The organism is Paenarthrobacter sp. NPDC058040 (assembly GCF_042885775.1).
Classification (GTDB): domain Bacteria; phylum Actinomycetota; class Actinomycetes; order Actinomycetales; family Micrococcaceae; genus Arthrobacter.
The window spans coordinates 145,471-166,138 of sequence record NZ_JBHVRN010000001.1 but is presented as its reverse complement, the minus strand read 5'-3'; the positions used below and the strand labels follow the sequence as shown (position 1 = coordinate 166,138).

Below are 20,668 nucleotides of genomic sequence, written 5' to 3'. Positions count from 1 at the left end.
CTCCATGAGACGTAATGCACCCCCATCATTGCCCGCTGCGGCGACCCTTTCCGGACAGGTCAAAGTGGATCTGTCTGCGATTTCAGACAACATCAAAATCCTCCGGAAGCGCACCGAAGCACCGTTCTTCATGGCCGTAGTCAAGGGCAACGCCTACGGCCACGGCCTGGTGGAAGTTGCCAGAACTGCTGTCCAAGCAGGTGCGCAATGGCTCGGCACCGCGCAGTTGTCCGAAGCCATCGCCCTGCGCCAAGCCGGGATCACGGTGCCCATCCTTTCTTGGCTCTATCTGGCATCCCAGACGAGTGCCACTATCCTGGAAGCCGTCGAAAACGACATCGACGTATCCCTCGGCAGCGTCCGTCAACTCGAGGTACTCGCAGGTATCGCCGAACGGCTTGGCCGTCCCGCCGTCGTACATCTTGAACTGGACAGCGGCCTCAGCCGCGGCGGCGCACGCAAGGAGGACTGGCCCGAACTCGTGGCCCAGGCCCGCCAAGCGGAGCTCGACGGGACACTCCGCGTGCGCGGGATCTGGACCCACCTGGCGTGGGCAGATGTGCCTGCACACCCGGGGAACGCCGCCGCCGTCGCCGAGTTCGAGGATGCAGTGCGGGAAGCCCGCGAAGCCGGCCTGACCCCTGAACTCCGGCACGTCTCGAGCTCGGCGAACATCCTGGACCGGCCGGAATTCCACTTTGACATGGTACGGGCCGGACTCGCGATCTACGGCCTTGCACCTGCGGACCACTTGGATCCTGCGGACTTCGGACTGCGACCCGCACTGAGCGTCACGGCACCCTTGGTCATGGTCAAGAAGGTCCCCGCGGGCACCGGCGTGAGCTACGAACACCAAGCCATTACCTACGAACCCCGCTACCTCGGCCTCATTCCGCTTGGGTACGCGGACGGCATTCCCAAAGGCATCAGCGGGCGTTCCGTAGTGAAAGTCGCCGGGCGGACCGTGCCGGTCATCGGCAAGGTCTGCATGGACCAGTTCATGGTGGACCTGGGACCTGACGCCACCGGGATCGACGTCGGCGACACGGCGGTTCTGTTCGGCGACCCGGCCAGCGGGGCCGCGAGCGCCGACGATTGGGGTGCCGCGATAGGCAGCCACGGCGACGAGATCATCAACCGGATCGCGCCGCGACTGCCCCGCGCTTACGAGTCCAGCGCCTACGAGTGCCCCGACTACCAGGAGCCGGCGGCCGCCGGGCAGGGCAATGTCGCCTGAGCCCGCCACCGCCCGCCTGAGTTTCGTCACGCTTGAACAGTTCCTCGAGCAGCTGCCGCCGGAGTTGAAAATGCTTCACGACGGCGGCAGCGGCGCGTCGCTGCTGCGGTGGGTGGAACCGAGTGAGCTTGAGGACCCCACACCGTACCTACCCGAGGGCGAGTTCCTGCTCACCGCCGGGCTGCCTTTCCTGGGGAAAGGTGGCTCGGCGGCCAAGGTGGACGCTTACGTGCAGCGGCTGGTGGGTGCCAAGGTCGCGGCGCTCGGCTTTGGGATCAAGCCATACTTCGACGCCGTTCCGGAGGCCCTGATTGAGGCTTGCCGCACGCACAACCTCACCTTGTTCGAAGTACCGGAATCCTTGCCGTTCGCCGCGATCGGCCTGGAGTTCTCCCAGCTTCTCGAGTCGGACAATGCGAGGGTCTTCCGGCAGCTTGCGGACACCAACCGGCAACTCATGCGGGCCGTCCTCTCCCCCAGGCCGGAACATGAGCTCCTTGCTGCCCTGGTCCAACGCGTGCCCGTGTGGGCCGTGTTGGTCGGGGCCGACGGGCGGGTGCGGGCCCGGGGGCACAGTGCCGGCGGCAGCACCGGCGTCGAGCATTCGCTGCTGGCACCCATGCTGGAGCGCTTGCTGTCCGGGAGCGGGCCGCGCGTGGAGATGGACGGGTTCGAACAGCCGGGTTCTGCCCTGGTTGTTGGACACCCGCTGCGCAGCACGAAGGACGCGAACCTCGGTGCCCTGATCCTCGGTTCGGACGTGCCGCTGACACCTGCCCAGAACAACGTGGTGCAATCGGCCGTCGGGTTGCTTGAGCTGTTGGTGCGGCAACGGACCAGTGGATCGTTGGCGCCGAGCCAGCTGGCGACGGCTGTTTTATTGCACCCGGAGTCCTTGGTGTCCGGCGGAACCAAGCATGTCAACGGAATCAAGGACCTGCTGGCACAAAGCCTTTCCTCCACCCGCTCAGGACAGGTGCGGGTGGTGCAAGGCGTCAAGGTGGACGGCGTGGCGGACGACGGGCCCGTCCGCGAACTGCTGCAGTGGCGCCGCCTGTTCGACACCAAGCTCGTGGAAGTCACGGATTATGGCTTCGCAGCCATCACGCGCCTTCGCGTTGACGATTCCCTGCTGGCCGACGTCGAGAAGCTCGGCTGGCGGCTGGTCATCGGTGAGCCCACGGAGTTGACCGGTCTCGCCGGCGCATACCAGCGTGCTTCGTCCTTGCGGACTCGCGTTGCGTCCAGCGGGGTCAGTGCTCGGGTGGACGAAGTGACGTGGTCCGTGGCTGGCTTGCTGGGTCGCGATGCCGGCACCATGCTCGCCGAACGTTTGCTTGCGCCACTTCTTTCCTTGGAGGCCGAGCGGCGGGATCCCCTGCTTTCCGTCCTGCGAGGATGGCTCGCGGAGAACGGCAGCTGGGACGCGTCTGCCAAGCTGCTCGGCCTGCACCGCAACAGCGTTCGGCGGCAGATCGGTGTTGTGGGGGAACTGCTGGACATGGACCTCAACGCGGCCTCCGTCCGGGCGGAACTGTGGATCGCGCTGCAGTATGTGGAGGAGCTGGGCGGCGGGAGCTCGCGAGTCACCACCTAGAGGACCATGTCAAAACCCCTAGTCGGCCGCTTTCACCACCTAATTTTGCCGTTTTCGCCACCTAATTTTGGAAAGGGCACTCGTGAAGCGGCTCACTTCGCCTAGGGTTCCAGGCACACCGTCCAATGGTCGTCAAATGAGGGAGAAGCCGTGTCCAAACCAAGCGGGACAGCATTCGGAATCCGTGTGGCGGTAGCCGCCGGTTTGGCTGGAGCACTGCTCGGTCTTGCCGCAATGGGAGTGTATTCGGGGCAGGACCTGTCCGGTGCCGCCTACGTGGAACTTCAGGACGTGGCCAACGGAGGCTTCCGACTCGGCGCAGGCGTCTCCTATCTGGCTCTTCTCGGGACGGTCCTGGCTGCGGGTTTCATCGCGGCTGTCGGATCGCTGCTCAAGGCCCGGCGAACACGGTCCTCCGAACAAAAGTCGTGCAACTGACCACGCATGTAGTTGACGTCGCGGCCAGGCTCCTGAAAATCAGGCCATGCCCTCCCACTTCGCGTACAGCTCTGGGCGGCGTTCCTTCAAATACGGAACCTCGGCCCGGGCTGCGCGGACGGACTCCGTGCCCACCTCGGCAAAGAGAAGGGTGGCGCCCTCCCCGGCTGCGGCGAGGAGCGACCCATCAGGTCCGGAAACCACGCTTCCACCGAGGAAGTTGTAGATGTCCTCATGTCCACAGTGGTTGGCGTAGGCCACGTTCAGTTGGCTCTCCAGCGCGCGGGCACGGATCAGTACTTGGGGAACATTCTCGAAACCGGCCGATAACGCCGTGGGAACCAGCAACAATTCAGCACCGCGGTTTGCCGCCGCGCGCACGGCCTCGGGGAACTCTACGTCGTAGCAGATCAGCATCGAGGTGCGGATTCCGTTGAAAACCACGACGGCGGGAGGTTCCTGGGCGCCGACGAACGCCTTGTGCTCTTCGTCGCCGAACAGGTGGACCTTGTTGTAGTTCAGGGCTTCGGATCCGGTGGCATCCACCAAAGTAGCCGAGATGTGCCAGCGGTCGTCCGCGGGAGTTGGCTCCGCGCCGTCGTCGTGCTTTACGTCCGCCAAGGCGGGGAGGCTGTACACCAAGCCGATCCCGTGCGTCCGCGCGATGTTGGCCAAACGCTCACGGATGGCCGGAAGGGTCCCGGGGTCCAGCTCGGTGTGCAGCCGCAGGGGCGCATATCCCACTGTGAAAAGCTCGGGCGTCAGCAGGAGTGCGGCGCCGGCGTTCGATGCCCGCCGCGCGGCATCATCGATAGTCCGAAGGTTGGCGTCCACGTCCAGGACGGAGGCGTTGGCCTGCAGGACTGAGAGCAGCATCGTTACCACCTTTGGTTCTTTGTGCCCGGCGACAGTTGACCGGGAAGTCTTGGTTATCCCAGCGTAGGCACGCAACCTCGCATCCGCATGGGTCGATTGGACCCGAGTGGGCGGCATACGGGGCACAATGCCCGCTTGCCACCTCGTTGCGGGGCCTGCTCTGCGTGCCACCCGAGCGAAATGGGGCGCAAAGCGGGCCCCACAACGGGAGTGCGCTGCGTTGCGGGGCCTGCTCTGCGTGGCAAACCCGAGGAATAGCGCGCAAAGCGGGCCTCACAACGGGGGTGTTGCGTTGGAGTATGTCGGCCAAAGTTGACTCCTTGCGTTCACTTCTTGACTACAAGGAGCTTTTTGGGGCACTCTTCTTGTCATGCCCGCTACACAGCGCTCAACGAAGAGCCATCCGAGAAAACCAGGCTCGCAGTCCGCGCTGCGCCACTTGAACCAGCAGCGGATCATCGAGTGCCTGTTGAGCGGGCCTTCAACGCAGGCGGAACTTTCACGGCAGACCGGGTTGTCAACGGCGACGATCTCCAACATCGTGAAAATCATGCAGGATGCCGGTCTCGTCTCAACTGAACCGACCACCAGCTCGGGCCGCCGCGCCACCAACGTGAGGCTCAACAGCAACGGTGCGGTGGCCGTCGGAATCGACTTCGGCCGCCGCCACCTTCGCGTGGTCCTGGCGTCGCTGGGCTACCACGTGATTGCCGAGGATTTCATCGAGCTCCCGCTGGGGCACCAGGCGGAAGAAGGCATCGCTGCGGCCGTTCGGCTGCTGTCCCGTCTGCTGGAGGAAAACAGCATCGATCCCAGCGCCGTCGTGGGCGCCGGAGCCGGCATTCCAGGCCCCATCGACCGCAGATCCGGCACAGTCGCCCAGGGCGCAATCCTCCCCGAATGGGTGGGCATCGACATCCTTCACAGGCTTGAGGAAGCCCTCAACTGCCCCGTCTTTGTTGACAACGACGCGAATCTTGGCGCCCTGTCCGAAGTAACCTGGGGGCCCCACAGCGGCGTCTCCAACCTGATGTTCCTCAAGGTTGGATCGGGCATCGGCGCCGGGCTGATCCTCAACGGAATTCCCTACTACGGGAACGTGGGAATTACGGGTGAAATCGGCCATGCGACCATCCACGAACACGGCCTGGTGTGCCGTTGCGGGAACCGTGGATGCCTCGAAACCATAGCGTCCACCACCACCATGATCGAGCTTCTGGGGCGGGGCCAGGACACCCTGTTGACCCCGCAGGACATCGTGCGGAACTGCCTCGCCGGTGACTCCGCGACGCAGCGCGTGGTGGATGATGCCGGGTTAGCGGTGGGCCGCGCCCTCGGAAATGTGGCGAATCTGATCAACCCTGAAGTGATTGTGGTCGGCGGCCCCCTGGCGGGCCTCGGAGACCTCCTGCTGGACCCCATCCGCCGCGGGCTGGTCCGGCATGCCGTGCCCGTGGTGGGCGAGACAACCCACCTCGCCATGTCCTCCTTGGGTGCCCGCGCAGAGGCGCTTGGAGCTGCAGCTTTGGTCTTCCAACACGCCGGTATTACTGCAAGGTAACCAAATCGTTAGCTGGTTCTTGTGTTCAAGTCTTGACGACAAGACGGGTGATCCAGTTTACTTTTTCATCAGACAGCTCCGCCATCGCGGAGCCGACAACGAAGTCATGCATTGGAGGCGTAAGGGCTGATGACAACCCTCGACACGCAAGGTGATCCCATCCTCTTGGAGATGCGCTCGATCACGAAGGAATTCCCCGGCGTGAAGGCCTTGTCGAATGTGAGCCTGCGGGTAAAGGCGGGTGAAATCCACGCAATTTGTGGCGAGAACGGGGCTGGGAAATCCACCCTCATGAAGGTCCTGTCCGGCGTTTACGGATACGGAAGCTACACCGGCGACATCGTCTACCAGGCCGAAACCCAGCAGTTCAAGGACATCCGGGCAAGCGAAGCCGCCGGCATCGTGATCATCCACCAGGAGCTGGCGCTGATTCCGGAACTGTCCATCATGGAGAACATCTTCCTGGGCAACGAACCCACCAAGTGGGGAGTCATCGACTGGGCCGAAGCCCGCAAGCGGTCCATCGAACTGCTGGCCCGCGTGGGGCTCCGCGAAGACCCGGACACGCCCATCAAGGAGATCGGTGTCGGCAAGCAGCAGCTCGTGGAAATCGCCAAGGCGCTCAACAAATCAGTGAGGCTCCTGATCCTGGACGAGCCCACTGCGGCCTTGAACGAATCGGATTCCCAGCACTTGCTGGACCTGATCCTCGGCCTCAAGGGCAAGGGCATCACGTCCATCATCATTTCCCACAAGCTCAATGAAATCGAGCAGATCGCGGACGAGATCACCATCATCCGTGACGGCAAGTCCATCGAAACGCTCAACGTCAAGCGCGATGGTGTGGACGAGGACCGGATCATCAAGGGCATGGTTGGCCGCACGCTCGAGTCGCGCTTCCCGGACCACGAGCCCAAGGTCGGCGAGGTCTTCTTCGAGGTCAAGAACTGGACCGTCGGCCACCCGGCCATCCAGGACCGCCTGATCTGCAAGGGCTCCAACTTCTTTGTCCGCCGTGGCGAAATCGTTGGTTTCGCCGGTCTCATGGGCGCAGGCCGCACGGAGTTGGCACGGTCCCTCTTTGGCCACTCCTACGGGCGGTTCATTTCCGGTGAGGTCTACAAAGACGGCAAACAGGTCCACTTGAAGACCGTCCGCCAGGCCATCGATGCCAGACTCGGCTACGTGACCGAAGACCGCAAGTCCCTGGGCCTGAACCTGCTGGACGACATCAAGACCACCACCGTTGCCGCAGCGCTGGACAAGATCAGCAACTACACCGTGGTGGATACCCGCAAGGAATTCCAGGTTGCCGAGGAATACCGCAAGTCGTTGCGGACCAAGACCCCCTCGGTGGAGGAAGGCGTCGCCAAGCTTTCCGGCGGCAACCAGCAAAAAGTAGTGCTGGCCAAGTGGATGTTCACTGACCCGGATCTGCTGATCCTGGACGAACCGACCCGAGGCATCGACGTCGGCGCCAAGTATGAGATCTACGGCATCATCCAGCGGCTGGCCAACCAGGGCAAGGGAGTGATTGTCATCTCCTCGGAGCTCCCCGAACTCCTGGGCCTGTCCGACCGCATCTACACCATCTTCGAAGGCTCCATCACTGGCGTACTGAACAAGGACGAAGCCAGCCAGGAAAACCTGATGAAGCTCATGACCTCCAACCGCAAGACAGCCTGACCCAGTGGCCCAGAAACGCCTGACCCAAGGACCAAAACAATGAACGCGCTCAAGAAGCTCTTTGGTGGCAATACCCGCCAGTTCGGCATGATTTTCGCCCTGGTGGCACTTATCGTCTTCTTCCAGATCTTCACCGAGGGCCGCACGTTGACCCCGGGCAACGTGATCAACCTCTTCAACGGCAACTCCTACATTCTGATCCTCGCCATCGGCATGGTGCTGGTGATCATCGCCGGGCATATCGACCTCTCCGTCGGCTCCGTGGCAGCCTTCGTTGGTGTCTCCGTAGCCCTCGCCATCCGCGACTGGGGCATCCCCTGGTACATGGGCGTGCTCTTCGGCCTTGCGCTGGGAGCCGTGATCGGCGCCTGGCAAGGCTTCTGGACGGCATATGTTGGCATACCCGCCTTCATCGTGACGCTGGCAGGCATGCTCTTGTTCCGTGGTTTCAACCAGTTCGTCGGCAAGTCCAACACCATCCCGGTTCCCAATGACTTCCAGTACCTCGGCTCTGGCTACCTTCCGGAAATCGGTCCCAACACCGGGTTCAACAACCTGACCCTCCTGATCGGCATCCTGGCCGCCGCCTTCGTCGTCGTCATGTCGCTGCGGGCACGGGCCGCCAATAAGGCCTTGGGCGCCGAAGTACCCGAGCTCTGGGTCGAAGTCACCAAACTGGTCCTGATCTGCGGTGCCATCCTCTACGCGACCTACCTGTTCGCGACGGGCCGCCCCGGAACGTCGTTCCCCATCCCGGGCCTGATCCTCGCTGTCCTGGTACTGATCTACGGCTTCATCGCTGACAAGACCGTCATCGGCCGCCATATCTACGCTGTCGGTGGCAACCGCCACGCCGCGGAACTGTCCGGTGTGCAGTCCAAGAAGGTCAACTTCCTGGTGATGATGAACATGTCCGTCCTGGCAGGCCTCGCCGGCATGATCTTCGTTGGCCGTTCCACCGCTTCCGGCCCGTTCGATGGCGTTGGTTGGGAACTCGACGCGATCGCAGCTGTGTTCATCGGTGGCGCAGCCGTTACCGGTGGCGTAGGTACGGTGATTGGCTCGATTGTTGGTGGTCTTGTGATGGCAGTCCTGAACAACGGCCTGCAGCTCCTGGGCGTAGGCGCCGACCTCACCCAGATCATCAAGGGCCTGGTGCTCCTGGCCGCCGTCGCCTTCGATGTCTACAACAAGACCCAAGGCAAGCGGTCCATTACGGGCCTGCTGCTGAAGAACTTCCAGCGCAACAACGAGATCAAACCCGACGAAACCACGTCCACCAAAGAGGTCATCTCCAAGGAAGCCTGATCGGCTTCCCCACGATTCGCTCCACCCCACCCACACAGAAAGTGAACCAAGATATGCGAATGTTTGGTAAAGCAGGAAAGGCAGCAGCAGTCGCTGCCATCGCGGCACTGGCGCTGACGGCCTGCGGCCGCTCCGACAGCGGCTCAAGCAGCAGCACAGCTGGCGGGGAAGCGTTCCCCAAGGACTCGCTGATCGGCGTCGCCCTTCCGCAGAAGACCAGTGAAAACTGGGTCCTCGCAGAGAAGCTGTTCAACGACGGCCTCACCGGCGCGGGGTTCAAGGCTGATGTTCAGTTCGCCAACACTGGTGTTTCCGAGCAGCAGAACCAGATCAGTGCCATGGTCACCAAGGGTGCCAAGGTGATCATTGTAGGTGCCATCGACGGCGCCCAGCTTGGCACGCAGCTCAAGCAGGCCAAGGACGCCGGAGCCACGGTCATCGCCTACGACCGTCTGCTCCTCAACACCGAGAACGTGGACTACTACGTGGCCTACGACAACTTCAAGGTTGGTGTGCTTCAGGGCCAGGCGCTGCTGGACGGGCTCAAGGCCAAGAAGCCGAGCGGCCCGTACAACATCGAGCTGTTTGCAGGTTCCCCTGACGATGCCAACGCCAAGGTCTTCTTTGACGGCGCCATGAGCGTCCTGAAGCCGAAGATCGACGACGGCACGCTCAAGGTCCTGTCCGGCCAGACCTCGTTTGAACAGGCTGTTACCCAGGCCTGGAAGTCTGAGAACGCCCAGCGACGCGCGGACACGCTGCTCACCGGCAGCTACACCACCGCTTCCCTGGACGGCGTCCTTTCCCCGAATGACACCCTGGCCCGTGCAGTCCTGACCTCCGTCAAGGCAGCCGGCAAGCCGCTTCCCGTCGTGACCGGCCAGGACTCCGAGGTTGAGTCCGTCAAGTCGATCATGGCAGGCGAGCAGTACTCCACCATCAACAAGGACACCCGCAAGCTGGTTGAGCACGCCATCACCATGGTGAAGGAGCTGCAGGCCGGCAAGCAGCTGGAGATCAACGACAAGGATTCCTACAAGAACGGCGTCAAGACCGTTCCGGCCTACCTTCTGCCTCCGCAGATCGTGACCGCCGCGAACGTCAAGACCGCTTACGTAGACGATCCGGTCCTCGGCCCGATCACCAAGTAGTACTGACTGTCCAGGAAGCCCCGGTCCGCCACCACGGCGGGCCGGGGCTTTTTGCTGGTCACGGCCACGTTTCACAGCCCACGCATAGCTTCGGCTGGCTTCCCGCACAGCCCGGCTGGCCAGTCTTGATCTGCGGCCGGCGTCCAGCGGGCCGGGGCCGCCTGCGGCCCAAGCAGGTCCAAAGGAGAAACGTGAGCGTCCTTGCCCGAAGCGTTGGCAATGCCTTCCGCAACAAAATCAGAACAGCGGCCGTGGTTGCCGTCCTGGCCGTGGCTATCGGCTTGGCGCTGGCCATGCTCGTGGCCAACCAGGCCGTGGGCGCCAAGGTCCAGGAGCTCAACGCTTCGGTGGGCACCACCCTTACGGTGAATCCGGCCGGTGGCCAGGGCTTCGAGGGCGGCGGCGAACCGCTCACCTCGGCCCAAGCACAAACCGCAGCGGGCGTCGCCAACGTTACGTCCGTCGTCGGGACCAAGGCGCTGCGCCTCCAGACCGCGACCACCGGTACCACGAGCACCACCCAGCAGGGCGGCGGTTTCGGTGGTCCAGGAGGTCAGCAAGCCACCACCGTCACCACTAACCTGACAGCCGCCGTCGACGCCGGTACGCTCGGCAACCGCAACAACGCCAGCGGCACCACGGGAAGCACCGGCAGCACCGGCAGCACCACGACTCAGCCGACCCGAACCCTGCCGATCACGGCCACCGGCATCGGAGCCGAAGTGGACAGCACCGGCAAGGCCTTGGACATCACCAGCGGCACTGGCTTGGGCGACTACACCGCGGCCGAAGCCAAGGCCATCGTCGGGACGACGCTGGCCGAGAAGAACAACCTGACGGTTGGCTCCACCTTCACCATCCAGGACAAGACGTTCACCGTCGCCGGCCTGTTCGACGCCGGTACCACGTTCGGCAATAACGCCGTCTACGTGACGCTCCCCGAGGCGCAGACGCTTGCCGCTACGCCCGATGAGCTCTCCACGATGATCGTCACCGTCAACAGCATGGAAAACGTTGACAGCACCAAGACCGCGCTGCAGAGCGCACTCGGCACGGACAAGGCCGACGTCACCCAAGGCCAACGCAACCTCGAAACCGCCGTCAATTCGCTGGACAGCGTCAAGAACATCTCCTTGGTTGCCTTCATCGCCGCCCTCGCAACGGCCGGTCTGATCATCCTGCTCATCATGGTGATGCTGGTCCGCGAGCGCCGTCGCGAGATCGGTGTCCTCAAGGCCATCGGCGCCCGTAACCGCACCATCGGTCTCCAGTTCGTGCTGGAGTCGCTGGTCCTGGTGGCCTTGGGCAGCGTGGTGGGCGCGGCGATCGCGTCCTTCGCGAGCGGCGGCATCGCGTCCGCGCTGATCAGTTCCAATTCAAGTACGACGGCGGCGCGCACCACTCAGCGCGGCGCCGGATTGGCCGGCGCTGTGCCCAACGGAACCATCCCCGGTGGCGGTGGTTTCGGCGGCCAAGGTGGCCCGTTCGGCGGAGCCAGCCAGTTGCTGACCTCCGTCACCGCGAGCGCCTCCCCCGGCGTGATCGCTGCAGGCATCGCCGCCGTATTCGCGGTAGCCATCATCGGCGCGCTGGTGCCGGCCCTGCTGACCGCCCGTATCCGCCCCATCGAAGTACTCCGAGGAGAATAGCCGTGATCGTAGTCAAGGACCTGGTCCGTCAGTTCAAGTCCGGAGACCGGACCATCAAGCCCGTCAACGGCGTCAGCTTCGAGCTTGAAAGGGGCTCGTTGGCCTCGATCGTAGGCAAGAGCGGTAGTGGCAAGAGCACGCTGTTGTCCCTCCTGGGCGCACTGGACAAGCCCACCTCCGGAGACGTCGTCGTGGATGGCGTCAGCCTGGCGGGACTGCCGGATGGCAAGCTGACCGAATACCGTCGCCGGGACATTGGCTTCGTGTTCCAGCAGTTCAACCTGATCCCCAACCTCAGCGCCGTGGACAACGTGATGCTGCCCATGGAGTTCGCAGGAGTCCGGAAATCTGCCCGTCTGCAGCGCGCCAAGGAGCTTCTGGAGCAGGTCCAGTTGGATCCGGAAAAGCACTCCCGCCGCACCAACCGGCTTTCCGGCGGCGAACAGCAGCGCGTGGCCATTGCCCGGGCGTTGGCCAACGAGCCCAAGCTGATCCTGGCGGATGAGCCCACCGGAAACCTCGACGAGCAGACCGGCGAGCACATCATCCAGTTGCTGAGCTCGTTGAGCCGCGACCACAACACCACCATCCTGGTGGTTACCCACGACCGCTCACTGGCACAGAAGACGGACCGTCGCTTCCGGCTTCAGCAGGGGCGCCTGACGGAAGAGCTCAAAACCGGATCGCGTCAATAACCTTGACGCGCACCGCCACGAGCGCGGGAATCGCTCCAGCGAGTGCGCCTACGAGGACTGCCGCCCCGAAGCCAAGGAGGGCGGCTTCGACGGGGAACGCCGGGTGGTCACTCAGGCCCGGCGCTACCTTGGATTCGATCCACGGATTCTTCACCACGGCCACCGCCAGCATCACCCCGGCCAGGCCTGCGACGGCGGTTGCCACCACGGATTCCATCATCACCCCGAAGAAGATACGCCCGGAAGTGGCGCCGAAGCTCCTCCGGATGCCGATTTCCCGGACCCGGTAACGCACGGTGACCATGGAGATGTTGAGCATCCCAACGGCGCCGAGCAGCAGTACCAATCCGGCGACGCCGCCCACCACCAACTGGACTGGCGCCAGTGGGTCGCCGTGGGCGGCGTAGTCCATCCGCTGCGCCTGGGCCGAATAGCCGGGAAACTGACCCTGCAGATCGGCGGAGATCGCTGCGGACAAGGCATCCGCTTGCTCCTCCCCTACCCAAACCTTGAACTCGGTCATGTCCGGTTCAATCCCCGCCATGGCCGCGGCCTTGGTCAGGATGAACGCGCTGGGTGGGGTGTCCGGCCAGGTGTCCGGAACGACGCCGATGATCACGGCGGTGGCTGGCTGGTCACCCGGGATGGAAACGGTGGGTTGGGTGGTCAGGTTGGGCCGGCCCGCTTGGTTGTAGAAGGCTTCGGAAACAACGACGGCGGGTGCGAGCCTTTGCTCGTCATCGGCGGCGAACCAGCTTCCCATGAGGAGCGGGACGCGGTGGATGATTCCGTAGCCCACATCCACGATGGTCATATTTACCTGCGTGACGCCGCGTGGAAGCTGGAAGCCCGCCTGGGTGCGGCCAACGTGGGTGGCGGTGGTGATGCCGTACCGTTGCTGGATGTCTTGGTACGCCTTCTCCACTTGCACGGGATCGGGCATGGTGGCCCCGTATACGCCGAGCGAAAGCGTCGCTGCCCGGCCTCCGTTCCGTTCCGACTGTTCCTTGTAGCCTTCCCGGGCCAGGTTGCCCAGGCCCACCACGGACGTGAGCGCAGCAACCGACAGGGCGACTCCCACAAGGGCCAAGAGGATGCGGACCTTGTTGATGCGGAGTTCCTGCCACGCTTCCACCAGCGTGGACACAAAGCCGGTCATGCGGGAACCCCTGCGGCCGCGGCAACCATGGGACTGAGCACACCCGAGTCCAGCCTGAAGCAGGCCCGGGCCAGTGCGGCCACGTTGACATCGTGCGTGATGGTGACCAGCGCCGCCGCAGAATCCGTGGCGACGGTGTCCAGCAACGCCATCACGGACTGGCCTGTCTCGACGTCCAATGCTCCCGTTGGCTCATCGGCAAGGATCAGCCGGGGCCGCCGAACCAGCGCCCGGGCAATAGCCACTCGCTGCTGTTCACCACCGGAGAGCATGTTGGGCATGGTGTCGGCCCGGGCCGCGAGGCCAACCCGGTCCAGCATGTCCATGGCGAGTTCCCGTCGACGCCAAAAATCCTTGCCCTTGGCGTACAGGAGGGGTGTGATCACGTTGTCCAGTGCGCTGCGGCCGGGCAGGAGATTGAACTGCTGGAACACGAAACCCACCGTGGAACCACGCAGGCGGGCACGGGCGTTACTTCCCAGCCGGTCCGCCGGTTGGCCCAGGAAGTGCAGTTCACCGGAGGTGGGCACGTCGAGGAGACCAAGGAGATTGAGCAGGGTCGATTTGCCGCAGCCGGACCTTCCAACGATCGCAGTGTGGTCGCCGCTGTGCACTTCCAGGTCGATGCCACGAAGGATGTGGAGGCGCTGCTCGTCGGGCAGCGTGACCGAGCGGGTCACTGAGCGGAGGCTAACCAGGGTTTCTTTCGGCGTTTCGTCTTCCACGCCTACCCGCCCTGGACGTAGGTTACCGGCCCCGGACCCATCATCGGGTCAGCCACTGCAGGGGCGCCGGGAACGAACTCGAGGACCTGCTCGCCTTCAGTCAGTCCGGACACCACTTCGACTACGGAGCCGTCGTTCAAGCCGAGCTGGACCTTCCGTTGTTCCGGCGCTCCGCCGGCTGCACTGGAGATCCAGACGATGCCGTCCTTCACACTGCCCTTCACGGAGGTCAAAGGCACAGTCACAACATCGTTCGCGACGCCTGCGCTGACCGTCATGGTGGCGCCAAGACCGGCGAAGACCTGCTGGTCCGCCGGCACAGGGCAACTGAGTGTGCCTGTGGGCGTACCACCGTCATCCGGCTGGCCGCCCGTGCCACCTGGGCCCGCGATAGCCGCGCCGACGCCCATCCCAGCACCTCCGCCGGAGCCGGCCAAACCGCCCGAGCCGGTGCCGCCGCCGTCGGACGCGTTGTTCTTGAGCGTCACGTCCGTGCACTGGAACGGCGCCGGGCCACCCACCAAGGCGATCTCCGCTGGACCGGGCTTGCCGAGCAGGCGGTACTGCTGGGCGGCGTTGACGGAGCCTGACACGGTGTACGTGCCGGGGTCGATCTTGCCCACCGTTTCACCGACGGTGACTTGCTGGTCGATCAGCGTGGTCAGCGACTGCAGTGTTCCGGTGCTTGGGGCAAGGACGTTGAAGTAGTCGTAGACGGGCTTCGGCGGTGTTCCGTCCTTGGACGCCTGTGGATTGGTCACGGCACGTTCGGCTTTGACCTGGAACAGTGCGTCGCCCTTGGATACGGCGGCACCCTGCTCAACGAAGACTTTGATGACGCTGCCCGCGGATGTACTGCGCACCGGTTCTGCGGCATCGCTCTGGACCGTGCCTTTGATCTGGACCGTGTTGGTGACGGTGGCCCGCGTGGCCGGGACCATCGGAATGTCTACTTCTGCCAGCGGCGCCGGTTGCGACGCTGCGGACTTGAGACCGTCGATGAAAGCCATTTTGACCAAAGCCACGGCGATAATCGCGAAAACCAACAACCAGGCAACCGGCAAAATGACGCGCCGAAAAACACCCATCCCTGCTCCATTTCGGTAACTCCCCACAGAACCTCTGCGAGGGATGATTGCTCCAGCCTAGGCGAGTTCTTCGATGTGCCCGGACATTCCCATGACTTGACAGAATGCTTACCGTGTCGCCGGTTTGAACTGCCTCCTACTGCGTGGCAGACTGGACGGGTACACGCCCCAGTGACCATTCGGCAGCAATGCCGGACTCCTGGGGCAAATTTTCTTTAACCGCATCGAGGATCTGTGGACGTAGGCGCAATCGGAAGTCTGGAACAACTCGTCAGCGCGCCGCGGTTTCAGACCTACCTCCGGCACTATCGCGGCAATCACCATCTGGCATCCCGTTTGTACGCATGGAATATTGAGGTTTCGTCGGCCTTTTGGGGGCCTCTTAGCATTCTGGAAGTCTCGCTACGGAACGCAATGCACAACGCCCTGGCACACGGTCGCTGCGAATCCTCGTGGGAACTCCCGAGCATCCGGCTCATGGACAATCACCGGGCTATTCTCGATGAGACCATCACCAAACTAACCCGCAACGTTGCTGCACCAACCCCGGGCCAGGTAGTAGCTGCCCTGCCGTTTGGGTTCTGGACCCGGCTTCTCGACAAAGGCATTCCCCGGGACCCATTTCTCAGCTACGAGACCGCATTCTGGCAGCCACGGTTAGTGAAGGCATTCCCCGATGGTGTCAATCTCAAACGAAAAGTTCTTTTTGCCGAACTCACGCAGATCCGCGAAATGCGGAATCGGATTGCCCACCATGAGCCCATTTTCAAGATGCCCTTGGAAACGATCCGAAGTGACATCACCCGCATCGCCGGATATGTGCATGCGGACGCCACGGCAATCATGAACGGATGCAGCCGCGTCGCCGCCGTCCTTGATCGGAAACAGGACGCAATCATGCACGGGAACAACAGCTTCTGAGAGGATTGCCTGCATGACCCTGCATATCGCCAAGCCGTGGCTTTTCTCCCAGACCAACCAGGATCCGCGGGCTGCCACTGGCAAACGGCTGCGGTGGGGTGTGGTGTCCACGGGGAACATCGCGAACAGCGTCTCGCAGGATCTGTCCTTGCTGGAGGACGCGGAGTTGTACGCCGTCAGCTCGCGGACCCAGGCGGCCGCGGACGCGTTTGCCGGGGCGCTTGGATTCGCCAAGGCGTACGGGGACGACGGCGGCGTGCCCGGCTACCAGCGTTTGTTCGACGATCCGGCCGTGGACGTGGTCTACGTGGCCACTCCCCATGCCCAGCATTTCCAGATCGCCTCTGCTGCCCTGCGTGCGGGCAAGCATGTGCTTTGCGAAAAAGCCCTGACGATCAATGCACGCGAGGCCACAGAGTTGGTTGGCCTGGCGCGGGAGCACGGCGTGTTCTTCATGGAGGCGGTCTGGAGCCGTTTCCTGCCAAGCATGCAGCGTGCCTTCGCCATCGCGGCCTCAGGGGAAATCGGACAGGTACAGTGGGTCGGCGCGGACCTGGGTTTCCCGGCGCCCTACGATCCCTCGGCCCGGATCTGGGCGCTCAATGACGGCGGGGGCGCGCTCCTGGACATCACGGTGTACCCGCTGCTCTGGGCACTGGGAACGCTGGGCTTCCCACAGTCCGTCACGGCCATCGGATCCCTTAACGAGGACGGTGTGGACACGCAGAACGCCCTCACCCTTGGCTACGACACTGGGGCGCAAGCCCAGCTCACGTCTTCGTTGATGGCACACGGACCCCGGACGGCAACCGTCGCCGGGGGCTTGGGCTATGTCCAGACCGTTGGGTCCGTCAACAACCCCCGCGAACTCGTGATCCGCGTCGGCTGGGATGAGCCTAGGCACGAACGCTTCGACGTCGTGGGGATCGGCTACACCTACGAGCTCCGCGAAGTGACCCGTTGCATCCAGCAAGGACTGACGGAGAGCCCGGTCATACCGCTGGAGGACTCGGTCAACGTGATGCGCTTGTTCGACGGCGTGCGCTCACAGTTGGGCATCCGCTACCCGAACGACGCCCGCTGAACACGGGCGCGCTGGCACGCACAGGCGAGTACCGCCGTCGTGAGTTAACCCGGGCGAGTTAATCGGCGGAGGCTCAACGCTTGGCCGGTTGCCGCGCCAGTTTCCGGTCCAAGGAGAGGGCGCCCGGGCCAAGGAACACGAACGACACCGAGATGGCGAAGTACACGATCAGCAGCTCGGCCGTCACTCCGGAGGCGTCTGTCAGCAACGGCTTTCCTGCTTCGGTGACGAACCAGATCGAAGCGAAGAGGATCGCCGCCAGGAACCCGGCGACCCGGGTCAAGGCACCGAGCACCAGCAACGCGCCGAGCCCCAGTTCACCGGCGATGACCAACCATGCGATGATCTCGGGCTTCTGCACGCCCATGGCCGCAACGGATGCCGCGAAGGCCGCGTGGCCGGCCATGAATTTCTGGAAGCCATGCACCAAGAGCAACGCGCCGAACACGACGCGAAGGATGGTGACGCCACGGGAGGAGGACTTGGGAGACGGGTGAAGTAATTTCACCCGTCCCAATCTTCCATGCCCGGGCGTCCCGCGCCAACCCGGTCAGCCGCCTCGCAAACCCAAGTAGGTGTCATTTGTGCGCGTTTTGAGGGCTCATAACGCGCACAAATGCGACCTAGTTGGGAAGGGCGGTGAGCAGAGTGGGGATGTCCTTCACACCTTCCAGGATGTGGTGGTGCGGGTGCCCGGAAAGGGCCTCGCGGTCCAGTTTTCCGGTCAGCACACCCACTGCCGTGACGCCCGCGTTGTTGGCGGCGGCGAGGTCGTTTACGGTGTCGCCGGCCGCGATGACGGCGCGGACATCCTGCACGCCGGTCAGTTCCATGGCGCGGTGGATCATGTGCGGGGCCGGACGTCCGGCGGCTACGTCGTCGGAACACACGACAGCGTCAAGCACCTTGCCGGGGTCGCTCACGTCGGCGCCCGGGCCGGCAACGCTCCAGCCAAGGCGCTCCAGGAGCGGTTCGGCGACGTCGCGGGAGAAACCCGTGGTCAGCGCCACCTTGACGCCGCGCCCGCGAAGCACCCTGAACGCATCCTCCACTCCGGCCAACGCGACGGGCGGCTGAGCGTCGTAGAACTCAACCAGGAGCTCCTTGAACCTTCCGAACGCCGCGGCCACAGTGTCCGGGTCCGCGGTCCCCCCGCCGGCCCGGATCAGCGCGGTGATGGCTTCCACCTTGTCCGCGCCCATCCATTCCTGGACAGCTTCGGGCGTGGTGGCAACGCCGGTTTCTTCGACACAGCGGGCCAGGGCAACGTAGACGTCGCCGTGTTCGTCGATGGTTGTGCCGGCCATATCGCAGGCCACAAGCTCGATCATGGGGTGACTCCTTGGGTCTATTGCGAATCGGTGTGGATGCGGACCAGAGCGGCCCGGCGTTCCACGGTGTTGTCGATGGTGAAGTTGGTGAGCGCCGGCAGGTAGCGGTCCTCGGAGTATTCCAAGGGCTGGCCGTCGGCTGAGCGGGTGATGCGGCGTTCGCGCAGCAACGGAATGCCTTCGGGCTGCTCAAGCAGTTCGGCGTCCTCGTCGTTGGCTGCCACGGCGTCGATGGTGTGCCGGGCACTGTGCAGGTCCACGCCCTGCTCCTTGAGGAACGCGAAGATGGAGCCCGAGTCGGTGTCGAAATCGAAGAGCTTCCGGCCCACTTCAAGGATGAACGTGGTGCGCTCGATCATGGCCGGGACCTGGTCCAGGTAGCGGACGCGAAGGACCTCCACCACGGTGGTCCCGGGAACCAGGTTCAGGGCCTCGGCGGCTTCCGGGCTGGCTTCGCGACGAGCTACTTCGAGGGTCCGTTGGCCGGGCGTCTTGCCGATGCCCGAGGCCCACTCCGTGAAGGAGTTGAACGTGGAGAAGGACTGCGACGGCACAGAGGAACGCACCATCGGAGGCCTGCCCCGCCCACCAGTCACGGCACCCTCTGCGCGCAGGAAAGCGAGTGCTTGCCTGATCGGTCCGCGGGAGGTTCCGAACTCGCGGCAGAGTTCCGCTTCGCTCGGCAACTGGAATCCAGGAGGCCAATCACCGTCGGCTATCCGGCGCATGAATTCTTCGCTGAGCCGGACGTGGAGGGGTGCGTTCTGTTGGGCGGTCACCAGTTGATCATACAAGTCCGCGAGCCCAAGATCATTGGTTTTCAGGGTCTCCAGATGAATTGAAAGTGAACTCGGGTGAACAGATATTAAATTCAGATTAACTTGTATATACAAGTCCCGATCTGGCTTGATTTAACCTTCGAGGGCCAGCCAGAGTCATTGGTGTGAACAACCCAAGCCCCTCCTCCACGCCGAGCAGCCAGCCCACCGACGTCGTCGTTATCGGCGCCGGAATCGTCGGTCTGGCGCACGCGGCGCATGCCGTGGCGAACGGCCTGACCGTGACCGTCATCGAACGCGACCACCATGCGGCCGGCGCCTCTGTCCGGAACTTCGGCCACTGCTGCATCACGGCGCAGTCCGGCGAACTGTACGAGCTTGCGCAGACCTCCCGGCAGTATTGGCTCGAGTTCGCTGAGCGCGCGGGCTTCTGGGCGGTAGAGTCCGGCGCTGTGGTGCTGGCCCGGACCGAGGCCGAACTTGCTGTGCTGCGAGAACTCTCTTCGGTGCGGGAAGCTGGCCAGGTGGAGGTGCTTTCTGCGGAGGAGACCCGCGCGCATCTCGGCGCCGGGGCTGCGCCTGCGGAAGGAACGCACGACGGCGGCTGGCCGGGTCTGGCAGGCGGGGCCTTCCTTCGGGATGACCTGCGCGTGGATCCCCGCACCACCGTGGCAAGGTTGGCCGACTGGCTGAGCCGGCAGCCCGGCGTCGAACTTCACTGGAACACGTCCGCGTTGAACTTCAGCCAATCCGCGGACGGGGTCAGCGTCATGACCTCCCGCGGTGAGTTGAAAGCCAAGCAGGTGTTCGTGTGCGTCGGCCACGACGTTGACTACCTGTTCCCGGACCTTGCCGCGGAGCACCGGATCCAGCGCTGTGCGCTGCAGATGTCGCTCGCGGCCCGGCCTTCCGGCGTCGAACTTCTGCCCGCAGTCCTGACGGCAACCTCTATGCTCCGCTACCCCGCCTTCACCGACATGCCTGCGGCCGCAGCGCTCCGCGATGAAGTGCAGGAGTCGCAGCCCGAACTCCTGGAGATCGGTGCCAACGTCATGTTCACCCAGCGCCCGGATGGCACCGTGATCCTGGGCGACTCGCACCACTACCACCTCACCGCCGATCCGTTCCTGGACGAATCGGTGACCAGCTCCCTCAACTCCGACATCGAGGCACGGATGGGCCAACGACTGGAAGTCATCCAGCGTTGGCAAGGCATCTACGCGTCTTCGGATGTCGCTCCGATCCTTGTCAAGGACGTCCAACCCGGCGTCACGGTGGTTTCCGTGACCTCCGGTGTTGGCATGACCCTGTCCTTCGGGCTCGCCCATCGCAACGTTTCCCGTTTGTCCTGACTCCCAGCTCCCCTTCGCATCCAAGGATTCC

General features: G+C 63.8%; 19 protein-coding genes. 12 read left to right on the top strand and 7 right to left on the bottom strand.

Annotated elements, in window-relative coordinates:
- Positions 1-4 precede the first annotated feature (4 nt).
- From alr to ACFVSJ_RS00715, 3 genes are all read left to right on the top strand, one after another.
- Complete coding sequence (gene alr / locus ACFVSJ_RS00725; protein ID WP_387433197.1) at positions 5-1,237, top strand: alanine racemase; 1,233 nt, start codon at positions 5-7, stop codon at positions 1,235-1,237.
- Positions 1,227-2,834 (top strand): PucR family transcriptional regulator, encoded by a 1,608-nt coding sequence (locus ACFVSJ_RS00720; RefSeq protein WP_387433194.1) that lies wholly within the window; start codon positions 1,227-1,229, stop codon positions 2,832-2,834. Before alr ends, ACFVSJ_RS00720 begins: the two co-directional genes overlap by 11 nt.
- Before the next feature lie 150 nt (positions 2,835-2,984).
- The gene (locus tag ACFVSJ_RS00715; protein ID WP_387433192.1) at positions 2,985-3,272 is read left to right on the top strand and encodes a hypothetical protein; all 288 of its coding nucleotides are present in this window, start codon (positions 2,985-2,987) and stop codon (positions 3,270-3,272) included.
- A gap of 39 nt (positions 3,273-3,311) precedes the next feature.
- On the opposite strand, the gene ACFVSJ_RS00710 is transcribed toward ACFVSJ_RS00715, so the two are convergent.
- A complete protein-coding gene (locus ACFVSJ_RS00710) occupies positions 3,312-4,148 on the bottom strand; it encodes a carbon-nitrogen hydrolase family protein (protein WP_387433189.1) in 837 nt (278 codons plus the stop codon).
- A 370-nt stretch (positions 4,149-4,518) separates the two neighbouring features.
- Between ACFVSJ_RS00710 and ACFVSJ_RS00705 the strand changes: the two genes are divergently transcribed.
- The 6 genes from ACFVSJ_RS00705 (at position 4,519) to ACFVSJ_RS00680 (ending at position 12,198) form a co-directional block, all read left to right on the top strand.
- A complete protein-coding gene (locus ACFVSJ_RS00705; RefSeq protein ID WP_387433187.1) occupies positions 4,519-5,709 on the top strand; it encodes an ROK family transcriptional regulator in 1,191 nt (396 codons plus the stop codon).
- Positions 5,710-5,838: 129 nt separating this feature from the next.
- The gene (mmsA, locus tag ACFVSJ_RS00700; protein ID WP_387433185.1) at positions 5,839-7,395 is read left to right on the top strand and encodes a multiple monosaccharide ABC transporter ATP-binding protein; all 1,557 of its coding nucleotides are present in this window, start codon (positions 5,839-5,841) and stop codon (positions 7,393-7,395) included.
- A gap of 39 nt (positions 7,396-7,434) precedes the next feature.
- Positions 7,435-8,703: a multiple monosaccharide ABC transporter permease gene (mmsB, locus tag ACFVSJ_RS00695; RefSeq protein ID WP_387433183.1), complete on the top strand. Its 1,269-nt coding sequence runs from the start codon at positions 7,435-7,437 to the stop codon at positions 8,701-8,703.
- Between the two features lie 53 nt (positions 8,704-8,756).
- A complete protein-coding gene (locus ACFVSJ_RS00690; protein WP_387433180.1) occupies positions 8,757-9,854 on the top strand; it encodes a substrate-binding domain-containing protein in 1,098 nt (365 codons plus the stop codon).
- A 191-nt stretch (positions 9,855-10,045) separates the two neighbouring features.
- Positions 10,046-11,503, top strand: a complete 1,458-nt coding sequence (locus ACFVSJ_RS00685; RefSeq protein ID WP_387433178.1) for an ABC transporter permease — start codon at positions 10,046-10,048, stop codon at positions 11,501-11,503.
- Positions 11,504-11,505: 2 nt separating this feature from the next.
- Positions 11,506-12,198 carry an ABC transporter ATP-binding protein gene (locus ACFVSJ_RS00680; RefSeq protein ID WP_387433176.1) on the top strand — a complete coding sequence of 231 codons (693 nt, stop codon included), beginning with the start codon at positions 11,506-11,508 and terminating at the stop codon, positions 12,196-12,198.
- On the opposite strand, the gene ACFVSJ_RS00675 is transcribed toward ACFVSJ_RS00680, so the two are convergent.
- From ACFVSJ_RS00675 to ACFVSJ_RS00665, 3 genes are read right to left on the bottom strand one after another with little or no spacing between them, the layout of a single operon-like run.
- A complete protein-coding gene (locus ACFVSJ_RS00675) occupies positions 12,176-13,357 on the bottom strand; it encodes an ABC transporter permease (protein WP_387433174.1) in 1,182 nt (393 codons plus the stop codon). The two genes, ACFVSJ_RS00680 and ACFVSJ_RS00675, sit on opposite strands and share 23 nt — an antisense overlap.
- The gene (locus tag ACFVSJ_RS00670) at positions 13,354-14,037 is read right to left on the bottom strand and encodes an ABC transporter ATP-binding protein (protein ID WP_387433172.1); all 684 of its coding nucleotides are present in this window, start codon (positions 14,035-14,037) and stop codon (positions 13,354-13,356) included. The genes ACFVSJ_RS00675 and ACFVSJ_RS00670 overlap by 4 nt, the downstream gene beginning before the upstream one ends.
- 47 nt (positions 14,038-14,084) lie before the next feature.
- Entirely contained in the window at positions 14,085-15,170 is a 1,086-nt protein-coding gene (locus ACFVSJ_RS00665; RefSeq protein WP_387433170.1) for a hypothetical protein, read from the bottom strand.
- Positions 15,171-15,404: 234 nt separating this feature from the next.
- Between ACFVSJ_RS00665 and ACFVSJ_RS00660 the strand changes: the two genes are divergently transcribed.
- Positions 15,405-16,091: a hypothetical protein gene (locus ACFVSJ_RS00660; protein WP_387433168.1), complete on the top strand. Its 687-nt coding sequence runs from the start codon at positions 15,405-15,407 to the stop codon at positions 16,089-16,091.
- Between the two features lie 13 nt (positions 16,092-16,104).
- Positions 16,105-17,175: a Gfo/Idh/MocA family protein gene (locus tag ACFVSJ_RS00655; protein WP_387433165.1), complete on the top strand. Its 1,071-nt coding sequence runs from the start codon at positions 16,105-16,107 to the stop codon at positions 17,173-17,175.
- A gap of 73 nt (positions 17,176-17,248) precedes the next feature.
- Here the strand turns inward: ACFVSJ_RS00655 and ACFVSJ_RS00650 are convergent, their stop codons facing one another.
- The 3 genes from ACFVSJ_RS00650 to ACFVSJ_RS00640 all read right to left on the bottom strand — a co-directional run bounded on the left by ACFVSJ_RS00650 (position 17,249) and on the right by ACFVSJ_RS00640 (position 19,285).
- Positions 17,249-17,683 (bottom strand): DoxX family protein, encoded by a 435-nt coding sequence (locus tag ACFVSJ_RS00650; RefSeq protein ID WP_387433162.1) that lies wholly within the window; start codon positions 17,681-17,683, stop codon positions 17,249-17,251.
- 115 nt (positions 17,684-17,798) lie between these two features.
- Positions 17,799-18,506 (bottom strand): phosphonatase-like hydrolase, encoded by a 708-nt coding sequence (locus tag ACFVSJ_RS00645; protein WP_387433160.1) that lies wholly within the window; start codon positions 18,504-18,506, stop codon positions 17,799-17,801.
- A 17-nt stretch (positions 18,507-18,523) separates the two neighbouring features.
- A complete protein-coding gene (locus tag ACFVSJ_RS00640; RefSeq protein ID WP_387433157.1) occupies positions 18,524-19,285 on the bottom strand; it encodes a GntR family transcriptional regulator in 762 nt (253 codons plus the stop codon).
- 164 nt (positions 19,286-19,449) lie between these two features.
- On the opposite strand from ACFVSJ_RS00640, the gene ACFVSJ_RS00635 reads away from it, so the two are divergent.
- Entirely contained in the window at positions 19,450-20,637 is a 1,188-nt protein-coding gene (locus ACFVSJ_RS00635; protein ID WP_387433155.1) for a TIGR03364 family FAD-dependent oxidoreductase, read from the top strand.
- Positions 20,638-20,668 lie beyond the last annotated feature (31 nt).